The 18,263-nt window shown below is 69.6% G+C and carries 19 protein-coding genes and 1 pseudogene; 5 read left to right on the top strand and 15 right to left on the bottom strand.

Translation table 11 applies throughout. The annotated features are described in order from the left end of the window. Nucleotides 1–67: 67 nt before the first annotated feature. The 4 genes and pseudogenes from BLR41_RS01910 to BLR41_RS01895 all read right to left on the bottom strand — a co-directional run bounded on the left by BLR41_RS01910 (nucleotide 68) and on the right by BLR41_RS01895 (nucleotide 2,126). Nucleotides 68–628 (bottom strand): DNA-3-methyladenine glycosylase I, encoded by a 561-nt coding sequence (locus tag BLR41_RS01910; RefSeq protein ID WP_245693752.1) that lies wholly within the window; start codon nucleotides 626–628, stop codon nucleotides 68–70. 5 nt (nucleotides 629–633) lie between these two features. After that, on the bottom strand, nucleotides 634–1,095 hold the full coding sequence (locus tag BLR41_RS01905; protein WP_092625737.1) for an SRPBCC family protein: 462 nt from the start codon (nucleotides 1,093–1,095) through the stop codon (nucleotides 634–636). Nucleotides 1,096–1,425: 330 nt separating this feature from the next. Beyond that, nucleotides 1,426–1,755: pseudogene (locus tag BLR41_RS23765) on the bottom strand (DivIVA domain-containing protein); the annotation flags it as partial. Nucleotides 1,756–1,790: 35 nt separating this feature from the next. Beyond that, nucleotides 1,791–2,126, bottom strand: a complete 336-nt coding sequence (locus tag BLR41_RS01895; RefSeq protein ID WP_092625735.1) for a PadR family transcriptional regulator — start codon at nucleotides 2,124–2,126, stop codon at nucleotides 1,791–1,793. 245 nt (nucleotides 2,127–2,371) lie between these two features. Between BLR41_RS01895 and BLR41_RS01890 the strand changes: the two genes are divergently transcribed. Continuing rightward, nucleotides 2,372–4,108, top strand: a complete 1,737-nt coding sequence (locus BLR41_RS01890) for a hypothetical protein (protein WP_245693716.1) — start codon at nucleotides 2,372–2,374, stop codon at nucleotides 4,106–4,108. A gap of 206 nt (nucleotides 4,109–4,314) precedes the next feature. After that, a complete protein-coding gene (locus BLR41_RS01885) occupies nucleotides 4,315–4,671 on the top strand; it encodes a hypothetical protein (RefSeq protein WP_092625733.1) in 357 nt (118 codons plus the stop codon). Nucleotides 4,672–4,746: 75 nt separating this feature from the next. Here the strand turns inward: BLR41_RS01885 and BLR41_RS01880 are convergent, their stop codons facing one another. Both BLR41_RS01880 and BLR41_RS01875 read right to left on the bottom strand, forming a co-directional pair. Continuing rightward, entirely contained in the window at nucleotides 4,747–5,322 is a 576-nt protein-coding gene (locus BLR41_RS01880) for an LOG family protein (protein ID WP_092625731.1), read from the bottom strand. 30 nt (nucleotides 5,323–5,352) lie between these two features. Continuing rightward, nucleotides 5,353–6,222: an LOG family protein gene (locus BLR41_RS01875; protein ID WP_092625729.1), complete on the bottom strand. Its 870-nt coding sequence runs from the start codon at nucleotides 6,220–6,222 to the stop codon at nucleotides 5,353–5,355. A 254-nt stretch (nucleotides 6,223–6,476) separates the two neighbouring features. On the opposite strand from BLR41_RS01875, the gene BLR41_RS01870 reads away from it, so the two are divergent. Further along, nucleotides 6,477–7,481 carry a slipin family protein gene (locus tag BLR41_RS01870; protein WP_245693714.1) on the top strand — a complete coding sequence of 335 codons (1,005 nt, stop codon included), beginning with the start codon at nucleotides 6,477–6,479 and terminating at the stop codon, nucleotides 7,479–7,481. A gap of 111 nt (nucleotides 7,482–7,592) precedes the next feature. Here BLR41_RS01870 and dapE read toward each other — a convergent pair whose 3' ends face one another. After that, complete coding sequence (gene dapE, locus BLR41_RS01865) at nucleotides 7,593–8,684, bottom strand: succinyl-diaminopimelate desuccinylase (protein WP_092625727.1); 1,092 nt, start codon at nucleotides 8,682–8,684, stop codon at nucleotides 7,593–7,595. 138 nt (nucleotides 8,685–8,822) lie between these two features. Between dapE and dapD the strand changes: the two genes are divergently transcribed. Both dapD and BLR41_RS01855 read left to right on the top strand, forming a co-directional pair. Continuing rightward, a complete protein-coding gene (dapD, locus tag BLR41_RS01860) occupies nucleotides 8,823–9,812 on the top strand; it encodes a 2,3,4,5-tetrahydropyridine-2,6-dicarboxylate N-succinyltransferase (RefSeq protein WP_092625725.1) in 990 nt (329 codons plus the stop codon). A 141-nt stretch (nucleotides 9,813–9,953) separates the two neighbouring features. Further along, a complete protein-coding gene (locus BLR41_RS01855) occupies nucleotides 9,954–10,934 on the top strand; it encodes a CHAD domain-containing protein (protein WP_092625723.1) in 981 nt (326 codons plus the stop codon). Nucleotides 10,935–11,125: 191 nt separating this feature from the next. Here BLR41_RS01855 and BLR41_RS01850 read toward each other — a convergent pair whose 3' ends face one another. The 8 genes from BLR41_RS01850 to BLR41_RS01810 form a co-directional block, all read right to left on the bottom strand. After that, a complete protein-coding gene (locus BLR41_RS01850) occupies nucleotides 11,126–11,638 on the bottom strand; it encodes a hypothetical protein (RefSeq protein WP_092625694.1) in 513 nt (170 codons plus the stop codon). 63 nt (nucleotides 11,639–11,701) lie between these two features. Beyond that, complete coding sequence (locus BLR41_RS01845; protein WP_092625692.1) at nucleotides 11,702–12,769, bottom strand: DNA polymerase III subunit beta family protein; 1,068 nt, start codon at nucleotides 12,767–12,769, stop codon at nucleotides 11,702–11,704. Between the two features lie 271 nt (nucleotides 12,770–13,040). Next, nucleotides 13,041–14,186, bottom strand: coding sequence for a succinyldiaminopimelate transaminase (gene dapC / locus BLR41_RS01835; RefSeq protein ID WP_092625688.1), 1,146 nt, complete (start codon nucleotides 14,184–14,186; stop codon nucleotides 13,041–13,043). Further along, nucleotides 14,183–14,503 carry a ferredoxin gene (gene fdxA / locus BLR41_RS01830; protein WP_092625686.1) on the bottom strand — a complete coding sequence of 107 codons (321 nt, stop codon included), beginning with the start codon at nucleotides 14,501–14,503 and terminating at the stop codon, nucleotides 14,183–14,185. The genes dapC and fdxA overlap by 4 nt, the downstream gene beginning before the upstream one ends. Nucleotides 14,504–14,683: 180 nt before the next feature. Further along, nucleotides 14,684–15,559 (bottom strand): hypothetical protein, encoded by an 876-nt coding sequence (locus BLR41_RS01825; protein WP_092626055.1) that lies wholly within the window; start codon nucleotides 15,557–15,559, stop codon nucleotides 14,684–14,686. Nucleotides 15,560–15,565: 6 nt separating this feature from the next. Further along, nucleotides 15,566–15,952 carry a hypothetical protein gene (locus BLR41_RS01820; RefSeq protein WP_092625683.1) on the bottom strand — a complete coding sequence of 129 codons (387 nt, stop codon included), beginning with the start codon at nucleotides 15,950–15,952 and terminating at the stop codon, nucleotides 15,566–15,568. Continuing rightward, a complete protein-coding gene (gene mshB, locus BLR41_RS01815) occupies nucleotides 15,942–16,877 on the bottom strand; it encodes an N-acetyl-1-D-myo-inositol-2-amino-2-deoxy-alpha-D-glucopyranoside deacetylase (RefSeq protein WP_092625681.1) in 936 nt (311 codons plus the stop codon). Before mshB ends, BLR41_RS01820 begins: the two co-directional genes overlap by 11 nt. A 71-nt stretch (nucleotides 16,878–16,948) precedes the next feature. After that, the gene (locus BLR41_RS01810; protein WP_176797783.1) at nucleotides 16,949–18,166 is read right to left on the bottom strand and encodes a threonine synthase; all 1,218 of its coding nucleotides are present in this window, start codon (nucleotides 18,164–18,166) and stop codon (nucleotides 16,949–16,951) included. Between the last annotated feature and the right edge of the window lie 97 nt (nucleotides 18,167–18,263).

The raw sequence follows: 18,263 nt of genomic DNA, 5'->3' as shown, positions 1-18,263 counted from the left end.
GGGGCCGCGCGAGCACGCTCTCGCGGCCACCGGACGCCGTACGCACGCGCCGAGAGCCACGTGGTGCTCACCGGGCGAGCCAGCACCCGGCGACGTGATCGTCGATCATTCCGGTCGCCTGCATCAACGCGTAGCAGGTGACGGGGCCCAGAAACCGAAAACCGCGGCCACGCAGGTGAGTGGCCATCGCGGCGGACTCCGGGGTCTTGGCAGGCACCTCCGCCGTGGTGGCCGGGCGGGTCCTCGTGCCCGGCTCCGGGGCGAAGGACCAGAGCAGCTCCTCCAGCGGTCGATCCAGTTCGAGCACGGCACGGGCATTGCCGATGGCGGCGTCGACCTTGGCCCGATTCCGCACGATCCCCCGGTCGGAAAGCAGTCGCTGCCGGTCTCGATCGTCGAACTCGGCGACCCGCCGGGGATCGAAATCCGCGAAGGCCGCCCGAAAGGCCGGACGTTTCCGCAGAATGGTCAGCCAGGAAAGCCCGGACTGGAAGGACTCCAGACAAAGTCGCTCGAACAACGCGCGCTGCCCGTGCACGGGCTTGCCCCACTCGGTGTCGTGGTACTCCCGGTAGTCCGGCGGGTCCGCGCCCCACGAACAACGCGGTTTGCCGTCCTCGCCGACGATCGCGCTCACTGCTCTCCCCGCTCGGTCCGGTAGTTCCGGCAGAACGCGGCGAAGGCGCGCAGTGATCGGCGCAGCCCCCACTCGACAGCGGGCGCGGCCAGCGGCCAGCCGAGCGCGAACACGGTGGGGAGTTCGAAGCGTTCCCACCAGAGCAACCGGCTGCCACCCGCACCGTCGGGTTCCACCACGAAACCACCGGTGCCTCGCACCAGCGCCCCGGTGTGGCGGACGGAGCACTTCTCGGGTGGTTGCCAGACCTCGATACGCATCGTGTCGAGCACCCCCAGCGAACCGATCCCGGTGAAGGCCGCCAGTTCCGAACCGGGTCGGTTCCCGGCGCCTTCCGCGATCCACACGCGGGTCCCCAGCATCCACTCGCCCTGCCTGGACCAGTCGCTCACCGCGGCCCAGACCACCTCGGGTGCGTGGGGGACCGATATCGCGGACCTCAGCTCACGTTCGATCATGGTTGTCACCTTCCCGGCCCACCGGCCACGAGTGTGCTGGTCGCGTGCCGCATCGGATTCCCGATTCCGCCGGTCTCAATCCCGCTCGGCGGAGTCGTCGCCGCGGTCCGATCGATCGGCCTCGTCCGGATCCTCCGACTGCTCCTCCCGTTCGTGGCTCGCCCCTGCGCGGTCGTCGCTCCGCTCCTCGCCGCCGTGGGGCAAGCTCTCTACCCGGCGCGGCGGGGCCGCTTCACCTCGGGGCCGATCCTCTCCCGGAAACGGCCGGCCCGCTTCGCCGGTGGCTCGGCCCGTTTCGCCGGTGACTCGCTCCGCTTCGCCGGGTGACCGTTCGGAGCCTCCGTCACGCGGCGCGCGGGTCTCGACCTCGCGGAGTGACTGTTCGAGTACCGCGACGCGCTGCCGCGTGTCGTCCAGTTCGTCGGCCAACCGCTCCAACGCCCAGTCGACCTCGGAAGCCTTGTAGCCGCGGAAGACCTGCTGGAAACGCAGCGACCGCACGTCCTGCCCCGTTACCGGCGGGGGCGGTAACCGGGTCGGTGTGGCCCCCGGAGGCAACGGTTCCAGTTCCTCACCGCGTCCGAACACGAGCACGGCCAGCAGATAGACCACCGCCGCCACCGCGAGCACGATCACGACGTAGATGAGTGCACTTGCCACAGCACAGATCGTGGCACGTGACTTCCCGCGCGGCGCTATCGGACCGAGGCGGCGGGCGCACCCAGCACACCGTCGATGGCCGCCGTGAACTCGCGCCAGGCCCGCCGTTCGTCGTTGAGCGTCCGCATCCCGGACGGGGTCAGGCTGTACGTCCGCCGCTGTCTGCCACCGACAGTACTCCACTCACTGCGCACGTAACCAGATCGTTCGAGGCGCCGCAGCGCCGGGTACACGGTCCCGGTGGGCAACGAGACGGCGCCACCACTGCGCTGTTGCAGTGCCTCGATGATCGCGTAGCCGTGCAGCCGTTTGCCGTCCAGTGTGGCCAGCAGCAGTCCGTCCAAATGACCGCGGAGGGCATCAGCTTTCACGGGTAGCCACTCTACGTTCCCGGGTGGACACTGTCACCGCATTTCCCGCAAGAGACTTAGGTCCCGTTCACCCTGGGACCGTCGATCCGACTACATGCATGACGCCGTCCGAACCATGGCCAACGGCGGCATTCGACCAATGACTTCCTCCTTTCGAGTGAGTTCCACACGATTCCGCCCAACCGGAAACCGGGTTGTGGAAGATCTCGCCTCGAGACCGATGACACCGTGCGACGAGGTGTTCGATGCAACCGAATCCACCGGAGACCGCCGAGTACCCGGACGAGTGGTCGGAGGGGACGTCTCACCGGGGAGTGAACGGCCACCTCGTGACCGCCGTACACCTCAAACCGGAGCTGGCCGAGCGCATCATCGACAACTACACGCGCGCCCCGGCCGACGCGTTGCCGCCCGCCCAGGGAATCGACGCGGTGAACGTGCTGACCCAGGCCCTCGCGGCGCGCCGGAAACGCCGCTTGCGCGACCCCCTGCTTTTGGTACTGGTGGTGCTGACCGGGCTGACGATCCTTCCCTACACGATGGTGTTCCTGCTGGGCTCAGCCCTGCTGTGGTTGTTCTGGTCACTGACCTTCGGAATGCGGCAGCAACGGCTCGGTTTGGTCCGAAAAGGACGGACCGACGAGGACGAGCTCCATCCGCTCGGACTGCTGACGACGTTGGTCTTCTGCTGCGGAGCACTCTTCGCACTGTCTTTCACCTCGTGGCTCTCCACCCTGGTGGCCTCCGCGGGTAGCACCTCCTACTACGGCAGCGTGGACACACCGAGTTCGCCGAACGGACTGGTCCTGCTAATTCCCGTACTGCTGTTCCTGCTCTGCGCCGCGGCGATCTTCACGGTGCTGCTGCTGGACAAGTGGGTCACCAGGTATCTGATCGCCGAGGACGGCGGCCGGGCGAAGAGCAATTCGCTGGTCGGCGGAATCGCCGACTCGCTGCTCAACGGCGTCCGCAACCGCTACGGCGACCTGCTGACGGCTGTCTCCCGGCGCGGTGACGAGAGCACGGTGCTGGCGCACTCGGGCTGGGACGCCTTCGTCGGCTACGGCGAGCGGGTCAACGCCTGGACGCTTCCGCTCGTGCTGCAGGCCAGGGCACGGGACGAGGATCCACCGGTGCTGCGCCCCAGGGAGCTCTACAGCGCGGTCACCGGAGAACTGCAATCCATGTGGGACTCCGACCTGCTCGCGCCGGGCAGGAGGCTGCGCGGGCTGACCGTGAGCCCGCTGTTGGTCGTCAACGCGGGGGCTCTGCGGGAGAACCGCAACACGAGCACGGCCCGGGCCCTGCTGTCGAACGAGACCGGCCTGCTGGTGGAGCGGACCGATGCGGAGACGACCAACCGGCTGATCGACGAGGACCTCGAATGGGTGCGGCACTTCCAGCGCAGCTCGGTGGCGAGCTGGAACTCCGAGCAGCTTGTCTCCACCATGTTCAACATCGGGTGCGACAACCGGACGCTCTATCTGGAGTGGAACGCCTACTGCCTGTACCCGATGGCGACGCGGTACCGGCTGGACGGCGCAGCGGAGCTCTCCGGGGAGAGGGTCTTCTCGGCGACGCTGCTGGAGTTCTTCCAACTGCTGGGCAGCCTCTCGTGGCGGTGGAACACGCTGTTCAGGTCATTCGTCCGAGACCCCGTTTCCGGCGACGGCCGGAGCGTGCGGAGCATCCGTGAGCTGGTCGCCGACGAGCACTGCGCCAACGAGTTCCAGGACCTGGACGGTCAACGCCACATGACGCTGCTGGAGGAACGCACCCTCTCCGCGGTGCGCAATCACCTGGCCGAGCGCGGTTTCGACACCGAGGGGCTGGAACAGCACAGCACGCAGATCATCAACAACACCAGCAACAACTTCAACGATTCGCGGTTTCTCGGGCCCCAGAACTTCGGCGAGCACGGCACGGCCCTCATGGCGCCCTCGCGCGGCAGCGCCTCCGGCGGACCCGGTAAGCACTCATGACAAGGGTTCGCTTCGCCGCGATGCTCGGCCCACGCGGGCCGAGTGGCTCCGATGCGTGACTCGGACGCTTTGCGAAGCCGGGCCGCTCGCCGCGCGGGGCACTACTCGAGAACGGCCCGAGGCTCCCGAGGCGCCGACTCACGGCCGGCCGACCACCACCAGCCGGCCGAGCAAGCGAATGCTGTTACGACTTCTGAGGAGAGCAGATGAGCGAGAGCGGACACACGTTCAACTTCCACGGGAACTCCTTCTCCGGACCGCAGAACTTCGGAGCCGGCGGTACCGCCTACGTCAACCAGGGCGCGGGAAACGACGAGGAGCTCGACCGGCTGCGCGGGCTCGTCGCGGAACTGGTGGATTCGCTGTCGAAGCGCCCGGAGGACGACGTCGACAGCGCTCGTGCGTACGACCAGGCCAGTGAGATGGCCGAACTGCTGGAGGAGAACTCGCCGGACGGGGAGCGGGTCAGAAAGAAGTGGTCCAGGTTGCGCCCCTTGCTGGAGGGACTGGGAACGGCCGGCTCGGTGGCCTCGATCGCGGGGCTGCTCGGCAACCTGTTCTGACGCTGTTCCGTCGCGGCAGACCCGTACGAGTTGAGGGTGGTTCCGGAGCTCGTTCACGCGCTCCGGAAATCCATGTCACCCCTCCCGCTCACACGCCCGCAGCGCCGTCGTCACGTCCTCGGCCACGGTCAGCGCATCCAACGACTCCCGCGAGGCGAAGCCGGAATCCACGAGTTCACGGGTCCAGTCCAGCAGGCCGCGATAGTGCCCGTCCGGGTCCAGCAGCACCACGGGTTTGGTGTGCATGCCGATGTAGCGCGAGGTCCACACCTCGAACAGTTCCTCGCAGGTACCGATACCGCCGGGTAATGCGAGAAAGGCCGTGGCGTGCGCGTCCATGAGTCCCTTGCGTTCCCGCATCGTGTCGACCACCAGCAGCTCGTCCGCCTCGGTGTCGGCGACCTCGCGGTCGACCAGCTCGCGGGGAATGACGCCGACGGTGCGCGCCCCGTCCGCGCGGGCGGCGCGGGCGACTTCGCCCATCATGGACACTCGGCCGCCGCCGGAAACCAGTCTCCAGCCACGTTCGGCGATCCCGGCGCCCACCTCTCCGGCGAGGCGTACGTAGCGTTCCGGGACGGGACGCGAGGCGCAGTAGACGCACACGGTGACCTGCCCGGCCGTCCCCTGTTCCTCGACGCGCTGTGTCATGCTGCCTCCGGCTGCGAAACCTGTCGGCTGTCAGTGGGCCGCGTCCCAGGCGGCGTACGCCTCCTCCACCACCCGCACCGCGTCGTCGACGTCATCGGTCAGGTGGAGCAGCCCCAGTTCCTGATCGCCGATCTTACCGTTGGAGTGCATGGTGTCGCGGATCCACTCGTAGAGCCCACGCCAGTAGGAACGGCCGAACATCACCACGGGGAACTTGGTGACCTTCTTCGTCTGCACCAGGGTCAGCGACTCGAACAGCTCGTCCATGGTCCCGAATCCACCGGGCAGGCACACGAACGCCTGGGCGTACTTGACGAACATCGTCTTGCGCGTGAAGAAGTACCGGAAGTTCACCCCGAGGTCGACCCACGGGTTCAATCCCTGCTCGAAGGGGAGCTCGATCCCCAGCCCGATGGACAGGCCGCCCGCCTCGGAGGCTCCCCGGTTGACCGCCTCCATGGTGCCGGGTCCGCCACCGGTGATCACGGCGGAACCGGTCCCTGCCAGGGCCGAGCCCAGCCGCACGCCCTCCTGGTACTCCTCGTGCTCCCGTGGGGTGCGGGCCGAGCCGAACACGGTGGTGGCACGGGGCACCTCGGCCAGCGCGCCGAATCCCTCGACGAACTCGGCCTGGATCCGCATCACCCGCCAGGGATCGGTGTGCACCCAGTCCGCGGGTCCCCGGGAATCGAGCAGCCGTTGGTCGGTGGTCGTCGGTTCGCCCATCCTGGAGCGGCGCAGCACCACGGGGCCGCGCTGCTTCTCGTGGGGGTGCTCGTTCCCGTTCGGATACTCACCGTCACCGCCGAGGACCTCTCCCACCGGTTGCTGTTCGTCGCTCTCCGGGTGGTGTGCTCCGTTGCCTTCCGGGCCGTGGTGTCGCTGACCGTCGATCGTCATGCCACCGAGCTTATGCACTCCGCGTGAACCCGGGATGATGTCCCCGGAACGAGGGACGGGCGCTCCGCTCAACCCGCTGCCGCTCCCGGCGGAGTTCGCGGTCCCCCGAAAACCGTGAGCGGAGTAACATCCTGGGCAAGCGACCCGTACCGCGCCCGCACGGCGGTGGCGCACACGAGTCGTCGGTGTGCTCTCCCGGTTCCGCCGAGCGGCGGAGGGGCCGGGCCGGAATCTCGCCGCTACGGGAGCCGGAAATGATCATCGAAATACTCGTCGGCGTGCTGGTCGTTCTCGCGATCCTCGCGGCTTCCAGCGTGCGGATCATCAGGCAGTACGAACGCGGTGTGGTACTGCGCTTCGGACGGCTGCAGCGCACCGTCAGACCTCCGGGACTGACGGCGATCGTTCCCGGGGTCGATCGGCTGCGCAAGGTCAACATGCAGATCATCACGATGCCCGTACCGGGCCAGGAGGGGATAACCAGGGACAACGTGACGGTGAAGGTGGACGCGGTGGTCTACTTCAACGTCACCGACCCCGCCAGGGCAGTCATCAACGTGGAGGACTACCTGTTCGCCATGGGCCAGGTGGCCCAGGCCTCGCTCCGCTCGATCATCGGCAAGAGCGATCTCGACGACCTGCTGTCGGACCGGGAGAAGCTCAATCAGGGGCTGGAAGTCATGATCGACAGCCCGGCGCTGAACTGGGGCGTGCACATCGACAGGGTCGAGATCAAGGATGTCTCCCTGCCCGAGGCGATGAAACGCTCGATCGCGCGACAGGCCGAGGCGGAGCGGGAACGCCGTTCCCGGATCATCTCCGCCGACGGCGAGTTCCAGGCCTCCCGCAAGCTTTCGGAGGCCGCCGCGGTGATGGGGCAGACCCCGGCCGCGCTGCAGCTGCGGCTGCTGGAAACCGTGGTCGAGGTGGCCGCCGAGAAGAACTCCACCCTCGTACTGCCGTTCCCGGTCGAGCTGTTGCGCTTCGTGGACCGCACGCAGGACGGTGCCGCAGAAGCGGCCCCCGAGGCGATGGACACCTCGGGCAACGACCATTCCAGGGCCGAGGACGGCGGAGAGACCGAACGGCGCCGTTCCACGGCCGAGGAGTGGTACGAGCTGCCGGACGACACCGGAGGTGGTGTGTCCGTTCGAACCAGCGGTGGCGAAGCGAACTCACCACCGGACGTGCCGGAACAGCGGGACACCTACGAGCGGGCCGAGGAATCGGACTCCCCACGCGCCGGCCCCACCGGGTAGGAATCCCCCACGAATCGTGCTCGTTTGGTGGGCTAACCGTCCAGTGCCTCGGCACCCCGTCCCGTTGGAATGGCACCCTGCCCCGTTGGAATGGCACCTCGCGTGGCGGGTTCAGTCCCGCACGCCCTCCTCCAGCGCCCGGCGCAACACCTCGGCGCAGTGCCGGACATCGGCCGCGGCCACGTTCTCCTGCTGCGTGTGGGCGAGGGTCGGCGAACCGGGACCGAAGTTCACGGCGGGCATCCCGCGCGCGGCGAACCGCGCCACATCGGTCCAGCCGAGCTTGGCGACCGGCGAGGCTCCCGAAGCACGCACCAGTTCGCTGGTCGCCGCCTCGCTCAGGCCGGGGTGAGCCGCCCTCGCGGCGTCGACCACGGTCACCTCGAACCCCTCGAACACTTCCCGCACCCGCTGTTCCGCCGCCTCCAGCGTGGTGTCCGGGGCGAAGCGGTGGTTCACGGTCACCACGCACTCGTCCGGGACCACGTTGCCCGCGACACCACCGCCGATACCGACCGCCTGCAGCCCCTCGTGGAAGCGCAACCCGTCCACCTCGGGCTCACGCGGGGTGTAATCGGCGAGCCTGCGCAGCACCGGCTCGGCCGCGTGGATCGCGTTCTCGCCCATCCAGGCGCGTGCCGAGTGCGCCCGGACCCCGCGGGTGCGCACCTCCACCCGCAGCGTTCCCTGACATCCCGCCTCCACGGCGGCGTTGGAGGGCTCGCACACCACCGCGAGCCCGCCGTCCATCCAGTCGGGCAGCTCACGCTCGATCCGGTTGAGCCCGTTGCGGTCGGCGGAGACCTCCTCGCAGTCGTAGAACACGAAGGTCAGGTCGTGCTTCGGCCGGTCGAGCGTCGCGGCGAGGTGCAGCATCACCGCGTCGCCGCCCTTCATGTCCACCGTCCCGCAGCCGTGCAGTACCTCCTCGTCCGCGCTGCCGGAACGGCGCAGCGGCAGGTTGTCGTTGACGGGAACGGTGTCCAGGTGACCGGCCAGCACCACGCGGGATTCCAGACCGAGGTTCGTGCGGGCCAGCACGGCGTTCCCACTGCGCACCACCTCCAGCCCGGGGGCGTCCGTACGCAGCGCCCGCTCGACGGCGTCGGCGAGCTCGTCCTCGGAACCGGAAACACTCGGTATGTCGACCAGCGCGGCGGTGAGTTCGACCGGGTCGGCGGTGAGATCCAATCGCGGCGTCACGTCTGGCACCCTACCGCCCACTGCGAGGCGGTACCGGCGCGGCGATTACCGTTTTCACAGCCCCGGTGTGGCCGCACGAGCCCCGGGAAGACTCTCCCGCTCGGCTCGAATGCCGAGTTCAAAGCCGATTGGAGAACGATGAGCAGCCCGAGCACGCCGGACCCGCAGGTTACCGGCGCCCACGGTGTGGGAATCGCTACGATCACCGACGACGGAACCGTGCTCGACACCTGGTTCCCGACCGTCCGGCTCGGTGAACCCGAGCAGGTCGGCAGCAGCCGACTGACCACTGCCGAGGCAGCTGAGTCGCTGGGGGACGCCGGAGCGGAGCTACTCGGCCGCGACGAGGCGCGCGGCGTGGAGGTGGTGGCCGTGCGCACCGGCATCGCCAAGCTCGCCGACGCCCCCGCCGACACCCACGATCTCTACCTGCGGCTGCACCTGCTCTCGCACCGGCTGGTGCGTCCGCATGGGCAGAACCTGGAGGGCATGTTCGGTCTGCTGTCCAACGCGGTCTGGACCAACCACGGGCCTTGCCCGGTGGAGGGCTTCGAGGCCGCCAGGCTGCGGCTCAGCGCGCGTGGCCCGGTGACGGTCTACAGCGTCGACAAGTTCCCCCGGATGGTGGACTACGTCATCCCGTCGGGGGTCCGTATCGGCGATGCCGACCGGGTTCGGCTGGGTGCCCACCTGGCCAGCGGCACCACCGTGATGCACGAGGGATTCGTCAACTTCAACGCGGGCACGCTGGGCGCCTCCATGGTGGAAGGGCGCGTCTCGGCGGGCGTGGTCGTCGGCGACGGCTCGGATGTCGGGGGCGGCGCCTCGATCATGGGCACGCTGTCCGGCGGCGGCCGTGAGGTGATCTCGGTCGGCGAGCGCTGCCTGATCGGCGCGAACGGCGGCTGCGGCATCTCGCTGGGCGACGACTGCGTCGTGGAGGCGGGGCTGTACCTCACGGCGGGCACCAAGGTCGTCCTGGAGGACGGCAAGCTGACCAAGGCCGCGGAACTGTCCGGGGCGGACGGCCTGCTGTTCCGGCGCAACTCGAACACCGGCGCCGTCGAGGTGATGGCACGTACCGGCGGCAAGGTGGAGCTCAACGCCGCGCTGCACGCCAACGACTGATCGAAGTTCCCGGTCGGGTTGTCGAGCTGTTCGCCCGGCGGAACCTCCCGCCGGCCCTCGCGGGGCGGCCCGACATCGGCCAGGTAGCTCGGCCTCCCGCGAACCGGGCCGGGAAGGTCCTGTCGGCACTATCATGGCGGCATGTCCTCGGACGACGCTCGGGCCGACACGCGCGACCGGACCTCGACGGGGACCGATCCAGTCGACATCGGTCTGCCCCCCGAGCCGGTGCGCGCCGCGCACGGCGCGTCGGTCGTCGAGCACATCCGCGCCGCGCTGGACACCAGGACCAGGACGCTGCTGGCACACGATCCGGGGACACGATCCGGCTCGGACCCCGAGGACCTGCACCGGATGCGGGTGTCCGTCCGCAGGATGCGGGCGGTGCTCAAGGCCGGGCGGAGCTGGCTCGAACGGGACTGGTGCCGCTCGCTGCGGGCCGAACTCGGCTGGCTGGGACGTGGCCTGGGGCCGGTTCGGGACCTGGACGTCCAGCTGGCAGGGCTTCGCCGGGAGCGCGAGGAGCTGGACGAACCCGAGCGGCCACCGGCGACGCGGCTGATCGACGAGCTGGCCGCGTGGCGCGACTCCGCCCGCACGGAACTGCTGGAAATGATGCGTGCCGAACGCTACGAGCGGTTGCTGCGGTCACTGGGCGAGGCGGTGCACGACGGCCCACCCACCGCCTCGGCCCCACCCCGCGGGTCCGACGCGCTGTACGAGCTGGTGCGTGACGGTGTGACCACCATCGAACGCGCCGTCGGGGACCTGGGCGATCCGCCGACGGACGAGCGGCTGCACGCGCTGCGGATCGCGGCCAAGCGGCTCCGCTACTGCGCGGAACTGGCGGTGCCGGTGTTCGACGGGGGCGTCGAGGAGGTGCTGGCAGCCGCCGAGAAACTGCAGGACGAGCTCGGGGTGCACCAGGACGCGGTGGTGACGGAGGAATGGCTGTGGTGGTTGACCCACGGCGACGAGCAGGGGGCGGAACCGGCTCCCGTCCGGGACCCCGAGCTCGTGTTCGTGGCGGGGCGACTGGCCGAGCGAGCGCGGGCTCGCAGGGTGCGACAGCGCGAGGCCTGGTGGTCCGCCTGGCGGGAGCTGCGGCGGCTGGAGCTGTAGAAACCGCCGGTCACCCGCCCGACTGATCGCTCAGCGCCCCGTCCGGGGCGGATGAATCAACGCCTCGGCCTCGCTGGAGGCGCTGTACGTTCGGCGGGAACTCGGGAGAACCGGTAGCTCTTCACCACCCCGAGGAAGGCCGTCCACTGCTGCCCGGAGATCGTGAAGTGGCCGGCCGAACGATCCTTCGGTCACTGGACGGCGTGGGGCGCGGATGCTCGTGGTGTGGTGTCTCGCTCGGCGATGGCCTCGACCACCTCGTGCACAGCGGTGCGAATGGTGTCGCCGTAGGCCCCCTCGGGGAGTTCGGAGGTGTGGTTCTCGGCTTCGTTGATGTGCTCGGTAGCAGCCTGGAACAGGCCGAGGCGCCGGAAGTCGTCGGCGAGGTTGAGGTGCAGACTCGGGTAGAAACCCGCGACATGCAGGCTCGCGTGGTACTCCCGGGCGCGTTGGTCCGTCAGTGCTTCGGCGGCGTCGAGGGCCCGCACGTCCCACACGAGCGACTCGGCAGGCTCCTCGTACAGGTCGGCGAGATGGTGCGCGAGTGTGCAGCGATGAAGGGGGTCGCCAACTGCCCCGATCCGCCGCCAGATGGCCAGCAGATCGCGTCGGGCCGTCTCGACGTTGCCTTCCGTTCCGAGGCTCACCGCCGTGCCGATGGCCGCCATGATCGGGTCCGGCGTAGTGGCGGAGGTGGCGTTCATAAGCGGAGCTGTCCCTTCTCGGCGGGTGGCGACGTGGTGTGCCCGAGTTCGGGCGGCACTCGGTCATCGGGCGGTGTCCGGGGCTCGACAGGGCATGACGAGGGTGGTGAGGTCACCGCCATCGGCTGACCGGATCGTGGCCGGTTGATCAGGACCACGTAGCTCGAACATCAGGTCGGCACCGACCGCATGAGTCAAGGCCGGGTACAACGTAGTCAGCTCGAACCAGAACGTGAGATCGTTTCCGTTCGCAGCGCCGGCGATGTCTACTTCGGTGCCGTCCGACAGGACGAGCCCCGGCCTCCGGTCGAAGATCCGTATACCGACGTGCTCGGACGCACACCGCTCCAGGACCCGTACGGTTTCCTGCTTCCCGACGGTAACCCGGTGGCTCACAGCCGGGAGGGACTCGATCATGAGCCGGTAGTCGGGAAAGAACTCGGCCAACAGCCGACAATCACGAACGGCCCCATCGGCCAAGCGATGCCCGAGCGACCGCTCGTCGACTTCGAGGGACACGGTTGGGCTTCGGCGCAGCCTAGGGGCCAGGATCCGCAGCTCGTCGCCGTCGAGCGTGCCTGTCCATGAATCAGCGGACGACCGCGTCGGCACCAGCGTTCGGCTGGCGAGACGGTATCGGTCGGTCGCGGTCAGTGCCACGGATTCGGGGGTGGCCTCCATGCGAACCCCGCCCAGCACGGGCATGGCGGGGTCCTGGAGCGTTGTGGCCAGCACCTGATCGACGGCATCCGCGAACACCGGCCCGGGCAGCACGCACACAGTGCGGCGAGGTGGTTTCCCGAGAGCGGTTCGGAGCGCCGCCGCCGTGTGTTGCACCGCGGCCGCGTCAGTGACCACTTTCGCGACTTGCTCGTCGAGCAGTCGCTCCGCTTCAGCTGGCTCGGCGGTAAGGAACCTGGCGATGACGGTCAAGGGCATGCCGATCTCACGGAGCTGCCGCAGCCACGAGGCACGACACAGCTGCGCTTCGCCGTAGAAGCGGTATCCCGTCGACGGATCGACCCACTCGGGAGGAAGCAGACCGGCGTCGTCGTAGAAACGCAACGCGCTCGCGGTCAGGCCCGCGTGCTTCGCGAAGACCCCGATGGACATCGACTCGGTGTTGGTCACCCGCCCATCCTGAGGCTTCGACCGACTCGAAGGTCAATCGATCCGCGTCCGCACGGCGACGACGTCCTGCCGCGCGACAACCGGGGCCTTCGCGTACGAGGGTGTGACCGGACCGCCCGGCGGCGCGTCGATTTCTCGCGAAATCGAAACGCCGTCGATGTCTGGGCCGTCGGTGTCGGGACCGACCGATGCCGAACCGGCGGCGAGAGCCCCGCGAGAGGCTCCGCCTGCCGAGCCGCAGCGGCGCACCGGTCCCGACCCGAAACGGCCGCTATTCGGCGAGGCGTCGCGTGGCGGCTTCGACCCGCTCGTCGGAGGCGGTCAGCGCCACCCGCACGTGCTGCTTCCCGGCTGGGCCGTAGAACGTGCCGGGGGCCACCAGGATTCCGCGCCGAGCCAGCCAGTCCACCGTGCTCCAGGCGTCCGTGTCGCCGCTCGCCCACAGGTAGAGCCCGGCCTCGGAGTGGTCGATCCGGAACCCGGCGCCCTCCAGTGCGCTCCAGAGCCGCTCGCGACGCGCGCGGTAGCGCTCGTACTGCTGCCGCACGTGCTCGTCATCGCCGAGCGCGGCGGTCATGGCCTCCTGCACGGGTCGGGGCATGATCATGCCCGCGTGCTTGCGCACTTCCAGCAGGTTGCCGACCAGCCGCGGGTCACCGGTGACGAAGCCCGCGCGGTATCCCGCGAAGTTGGAGGTCTTCGACAGCGAGTGCACCGCCAGCACCCCGTCCTGCGACTCCCCGGACACCGCCCGGTCCAGTACGGACACCGGCCGGGTCCGCCACCCCAGGTCCAAGTAGCACTCGTCGGAGGCCACCACGGCGCCGACCTCGCGTGCCGCCCGCACCGATTCGGCCATGGTGGCGGCACCGTCGACCCGCCCGGTGGGATTGGACGGCGAATTCAACCACACCAGGGCGGTCCCGGCGGGCGGAGTCTGGCCCGGAGCCAGCCGGACGATCTCGGCGCCGGCCAGGCGGGCTCCCACCTCGTAGGTGGGATAGGCCAGTTCGGGAATCGCCACCACGTCTCCGGGACGGACCCCTAACAGGGTGGGCAGCCAGGCCACGAACTCCTTGGAGCCCACCGTGGGCAGCACGGCTTCCGTGTCGAGCCCGGTTACGCCGTGCCTGCGCCGCAGGGCTTCGACGGCGGTGGAACGGAGCTCCGCCGTGCCGTGCGTCGCCGGATAACCGGGCGAGTCCGCCCCGGCGGCGAGGGCTTCGCGCAGCACGGGCGGTACCGAGTCGACGGGGGTTCCCACCGACAGGTTGACCACGCCGTCGGGATGCGAACGCGCCAGCTCACCGGCCGAGGCGAGCGAGTCCCAGGGGAACTCGGGCAGCCGGGGGCCCCGCGGCTCGGGCGATGACTGCCCGGTTACCGCGACACCGCCGGAAAAACCGTCGACACTCATTCGCCCTGCGGGGGCAGGCTGGACACGGGCTCGACGTCCTTGTTGACCTTGCCCACCTTGGCGGCGCCGCCCGGTGAACCCAGGTCGTCGAAGAAGTCCACGTTGGCCTGCGTGTAGGCGGCCCACTCGTCGGGGACGTCGTCCTCGTAGTAGATGGCCTCCACCGGGCAGACCGGTTCACAGGCACCGCAGTCGACGCACTCGTCCGGATGGATGTAGAGCATCCGCCCGCCCTCGTAGATGCAGTCGACGGGGCATTCCTCGATGCATCCCTTGTCGAGCACGTCGACGCAGGGCTCGGCGATCACGTAGGTCACGATTGCTCTCCTGCTTGGTACGTATTCTCGTCCCGCGCCGGTTTCCGCGCGGCTGACGCCAGTATCTCTCGGAAGCGCCCCGTACACATAGGTGGTTCCACAGCGCGGGAGCCACGATGAGGGTACTCGGCCTCGCACGCGCCGGTAAACGGCCACGCGCCGTGGCGACCTCGGGAGTACTCAGCCGGTTGACAACCTACCGTGCTTGTTGATCCATTTGCTCGCCTTCCGCGAGATACCCCGCAGCGCGGCTCGTTCTCCCAGGTAACCGCCCACGACGCCGACCACGGGCAGCGAGCCGAGCAGCTCGTGGTGCAGCCTTCCCTGCGGGCGCGCGTCCAGCGCGGCGTGCACCTCCCAGAGCGCGCGTGCCATTCGCCACACCGCCCGTGCGAGCGCCCTGGGGCGGGAGCGCCGCCCGTCCGTCAGTTCACCGGTGAGCTCGGCCGCCCGCCGCTCTTCGGCCCGCTGCTGCTCGGTACCGCCGCCCGCGGCGACCTCGCGGGACATATCGCGACCGAGCATCACATACGCGATCATTCTGACCTGCTCCGTCCGGTCGTGCAGTCCGTGTTCACCGGCCACGGCGACGAGGACGAGTCCCTGCGCGACCGTCCCCAGCGCGTTGCGCAGGGGCAGTTTGGAAGTGATCACCCCGCCGAAGCGGGGCAGCCCGACGATCGCGGCGAGGAATCTGCCCACCCGCAGCGACCACCAGTCGCAGCGTTGCGAGACGGTCATCGCGTCCCAGGCCGAGCTGCCGGGAAGCCGCATACCGTCGAGCCTGCGCAGCAGGCCCGCGGTGTTCTTCCGACGGGAACCGCCCGCCGCGTCCGCACGCGTCCGGTGGTCCTCCCCCGGCTCGAGTTCGCCAGTCGTTCGGCCGCTCGCGCTGTCCATGCCGGTGGGGAGGTCGTCCCCGGTGGGCTGCCGGTCGAACCTGCCGCGCAACCGGAACGGGTCGGATTCCCGCAGCGCGCGCAGCACCGGATCGCAGGCACGCACGAACGGCCGCAGCACCTCGGCGAGTCGTTCGTCGGTGATCACCTCGGTCACGCCCACTCACCTCGCACCCGGCGGAGCGTTCCGCACGAGGCCGATCATGGCCGCGGCGGGCAGCACCCCGGCCGCGATCAGCAGATAGGTGCGCCAGTCCTGCGCTGGCAGCAGCACGTCCCCGCCCGGGCCGAACACGCCCAGCACGAACACGGTGAGAAACCACACCAGCACCGGCGCCCAGCAGGCCGCACCGTTCGTGGTGCTCTTGGCCGCCACCGCCACCAGCAGCGGGTTGGTCACGGCCGCCACGGCAGCGGTTATCGGGAACTGCACGGGCCCCAGGTAGGAGGGCAAGAAGAACAGTTCGACGATCGCGAGCAGCAGCGCGTCCAGCGCCAGCAGTGCGATCAGGCCGTGCTCCGGCTGTTTCGTGGTGTGCTCACTCGTCATGACTTCCCGCCTGTTCGGAGGTCGCGGGGTGCTCGGAGAGCGTGGCCAGCCCGGCGAACAGATCCGAGCTCGGTGCCACCTCGTCGCCGCTGCCCAGTGTGTAGTACTCGGTGCTCGACACCGGCTGGCCGATCCCGTTGGACAACGCGTAGGCAGCCGTTCCGCCCCCATCGGACGAGTCACCGGTCCAGACCCGCACCTGGGTGCGGTGCGCCCGCAACGCCGCGAGTTTGGCGGGTAGCTGTTCCGCGACATCGATCGAGGTGGTGATCTCGTCGGGCTCCACGGCCGGTAGTTCCGCGGCGTCGGGCAGCGGGAACGGCACGTCGGAGGACTCGCCGAGCCGTTCCAGCCCCGCGCGGAGATCGGCCACGGACCGGACGGCGTAGCACAGCCTGCGCACCTCGGGCACCCGTCGGGTGGCCGCCACGGTCAGCTCGTGCGCCCGCACGTGGTCCGGGTGGCCGTACCCGCCGTCCGAAGCGTAGGTGATCACCACCTGGGGGCGGACCTCGCGCAGCACGGCTTCCAGCTGGGCGGTCTGCTCGGCAGGATCGCCCGCCACCAGCGAGCGGGGGTGGCTTCGCGGCCCCGCGGTGGCGGTCTTGCCGTGTTCCTGCCACACCATCCCGGAGTCGCGCCAACGCCCGATCCCGCCGAGGAAACGCTGCTCGGTGACGCCCAGCAAGGCGCAGGCCCGACGCAGTTCGCCGATGCGGTAACCGCCGAGCTGATCGGCCCCGTCGGAGTCCAACCCGCGCAGCTCTTCGGGAATGACCTCGCCCTCCTCGCCCAACGTGCAGGTGACCAGGGTCACCCGCACTCCGGCGGCGGCGTAGCGGGCGATGGTGCCGCCGGTCCAGAGTGTCTCGTCGTCCGGGTGCGCGTGCACCAGCAGCAGACTCGGTTCAGTCGTCGATGTCACCGCTCCAGGTTAGGACTCCGCGGCGCCCCACCGGAGGCAACCGGCCGCCGACTCACTCACTCCGGGACAGCTCAGGGCAGGGTGGCGGGCTGGTGCGAGGCGTGCGAAGTGATCAGGCTCACCACCCGATCCTCGGGGGAGAACTCGCCCTCGCGCCACAGGCGATCGGCGGCCACCAGCGGAGCCGAGGAGCTGATCTCGGCCGCGACACCCGCCGCGGCGAGTCGATCGGTGGCGGTGCGGAGCTCCGTCTCGGAGCAGGCGACCGCCGTGCCTCCGGACTCGCGCAGCACTCGCAGCGACATGACCGTGCCCTGCGGATTGCCGATCGACGAGGCGAGACTGCCGGGCTCGACCGACTGTTCGGGCGGCAGCTGCAGGTCCTGCCGCAACGCGGTGGACAACGAGGGGTAGCGCTCCGCGGCGATCATGCGGGGCGTGCGTCGGACGATGCCCAGTGCGTGCAGCTCCCGGAACCCCGACCACAGTCCGGCGAAACCGTCTCCCCGGGAGACGGGCACGACCACCGCCTCGGGCGAGTCGCCGAGTTCCTCGACGATCTCGTGGGCCATCGTCTTGTAGCCCTCGATTCCTGCCCAGTGACTGGCGACCGGGACCGTCGAGGTGTTGGTGAGTACCGCCCAGCCCTCCGCCGCGGCCCTGTCGCGAAGCAGCTCCCACCGCTGGTCGACGTCGGCGGCCCGGAGCACTCGACCGCCGTGCAGCTCGATGAGGCCGCGCCACACGTCGGGAATGCCGGGCGCGGTTACCACGACGCAGTCCAGTCCCGCCAAGGCGGCGTAGGCGGCGGCCGAGACCCCGGCGTTGCCGCTGGAGGCCAACGCCACCGTGCCGTAGCCGTGTTGTGCGGCGCGGGAGACGGCGGCGCTGTAGAACCGGTCCTTGAAACTGCCGGTGGGGTTGCGGCGCTCGTCCTTGAGCAGCATGCGGTGGCTGCCCTCGTGCGCTCCCGCCGCCAGCGGGACGAGGGGTGTACCGCCCTCCCGCAGGGTCACCGCGTGTTCACGAGCCACCGGCAGCAACTCGCGGTAGGACCACATGCCCTCACGCCTCGCCGCCCAGCGACGTGCCAGTTCGACACCGTCCACTCCGGTGAGATCGTGCTCGGCCAGCATCGCGGCGGGCACACCCTCGGCCCGGCAGTCCGGGCAGCCCTCGGTGTCCTCGCGCGGTTCGCCGCGGGCGCCGCACCGGACGCAGCGCAATCCGAGGAGTACGGGAGCGCCGGAGGGGTTTTCGGCGTCGTGCGGATCCGAACCCGCGATCACTGCGGCCAAGACGATTCGCTCCCTTCGGCGTGACGATCCCGGTCAACCTAACCGACCGGGCCGTGCGGGACCACCGGGTTTGCGGGCGACGCCGGAC

The organism is Actinopolyspora mzabensis, assembly GCF_900101095.1.
Taxonomy (GTDB): Bacteria; Actinomycetota; Actinomycetes; order Mycobacteriales; family Pseudonocardiaceae; genus Actinopolyspora; species Actinopolyspora mzabensis.
This window is presented reverse-complemented; position numbering and strand designations above follow the sequence as displayed.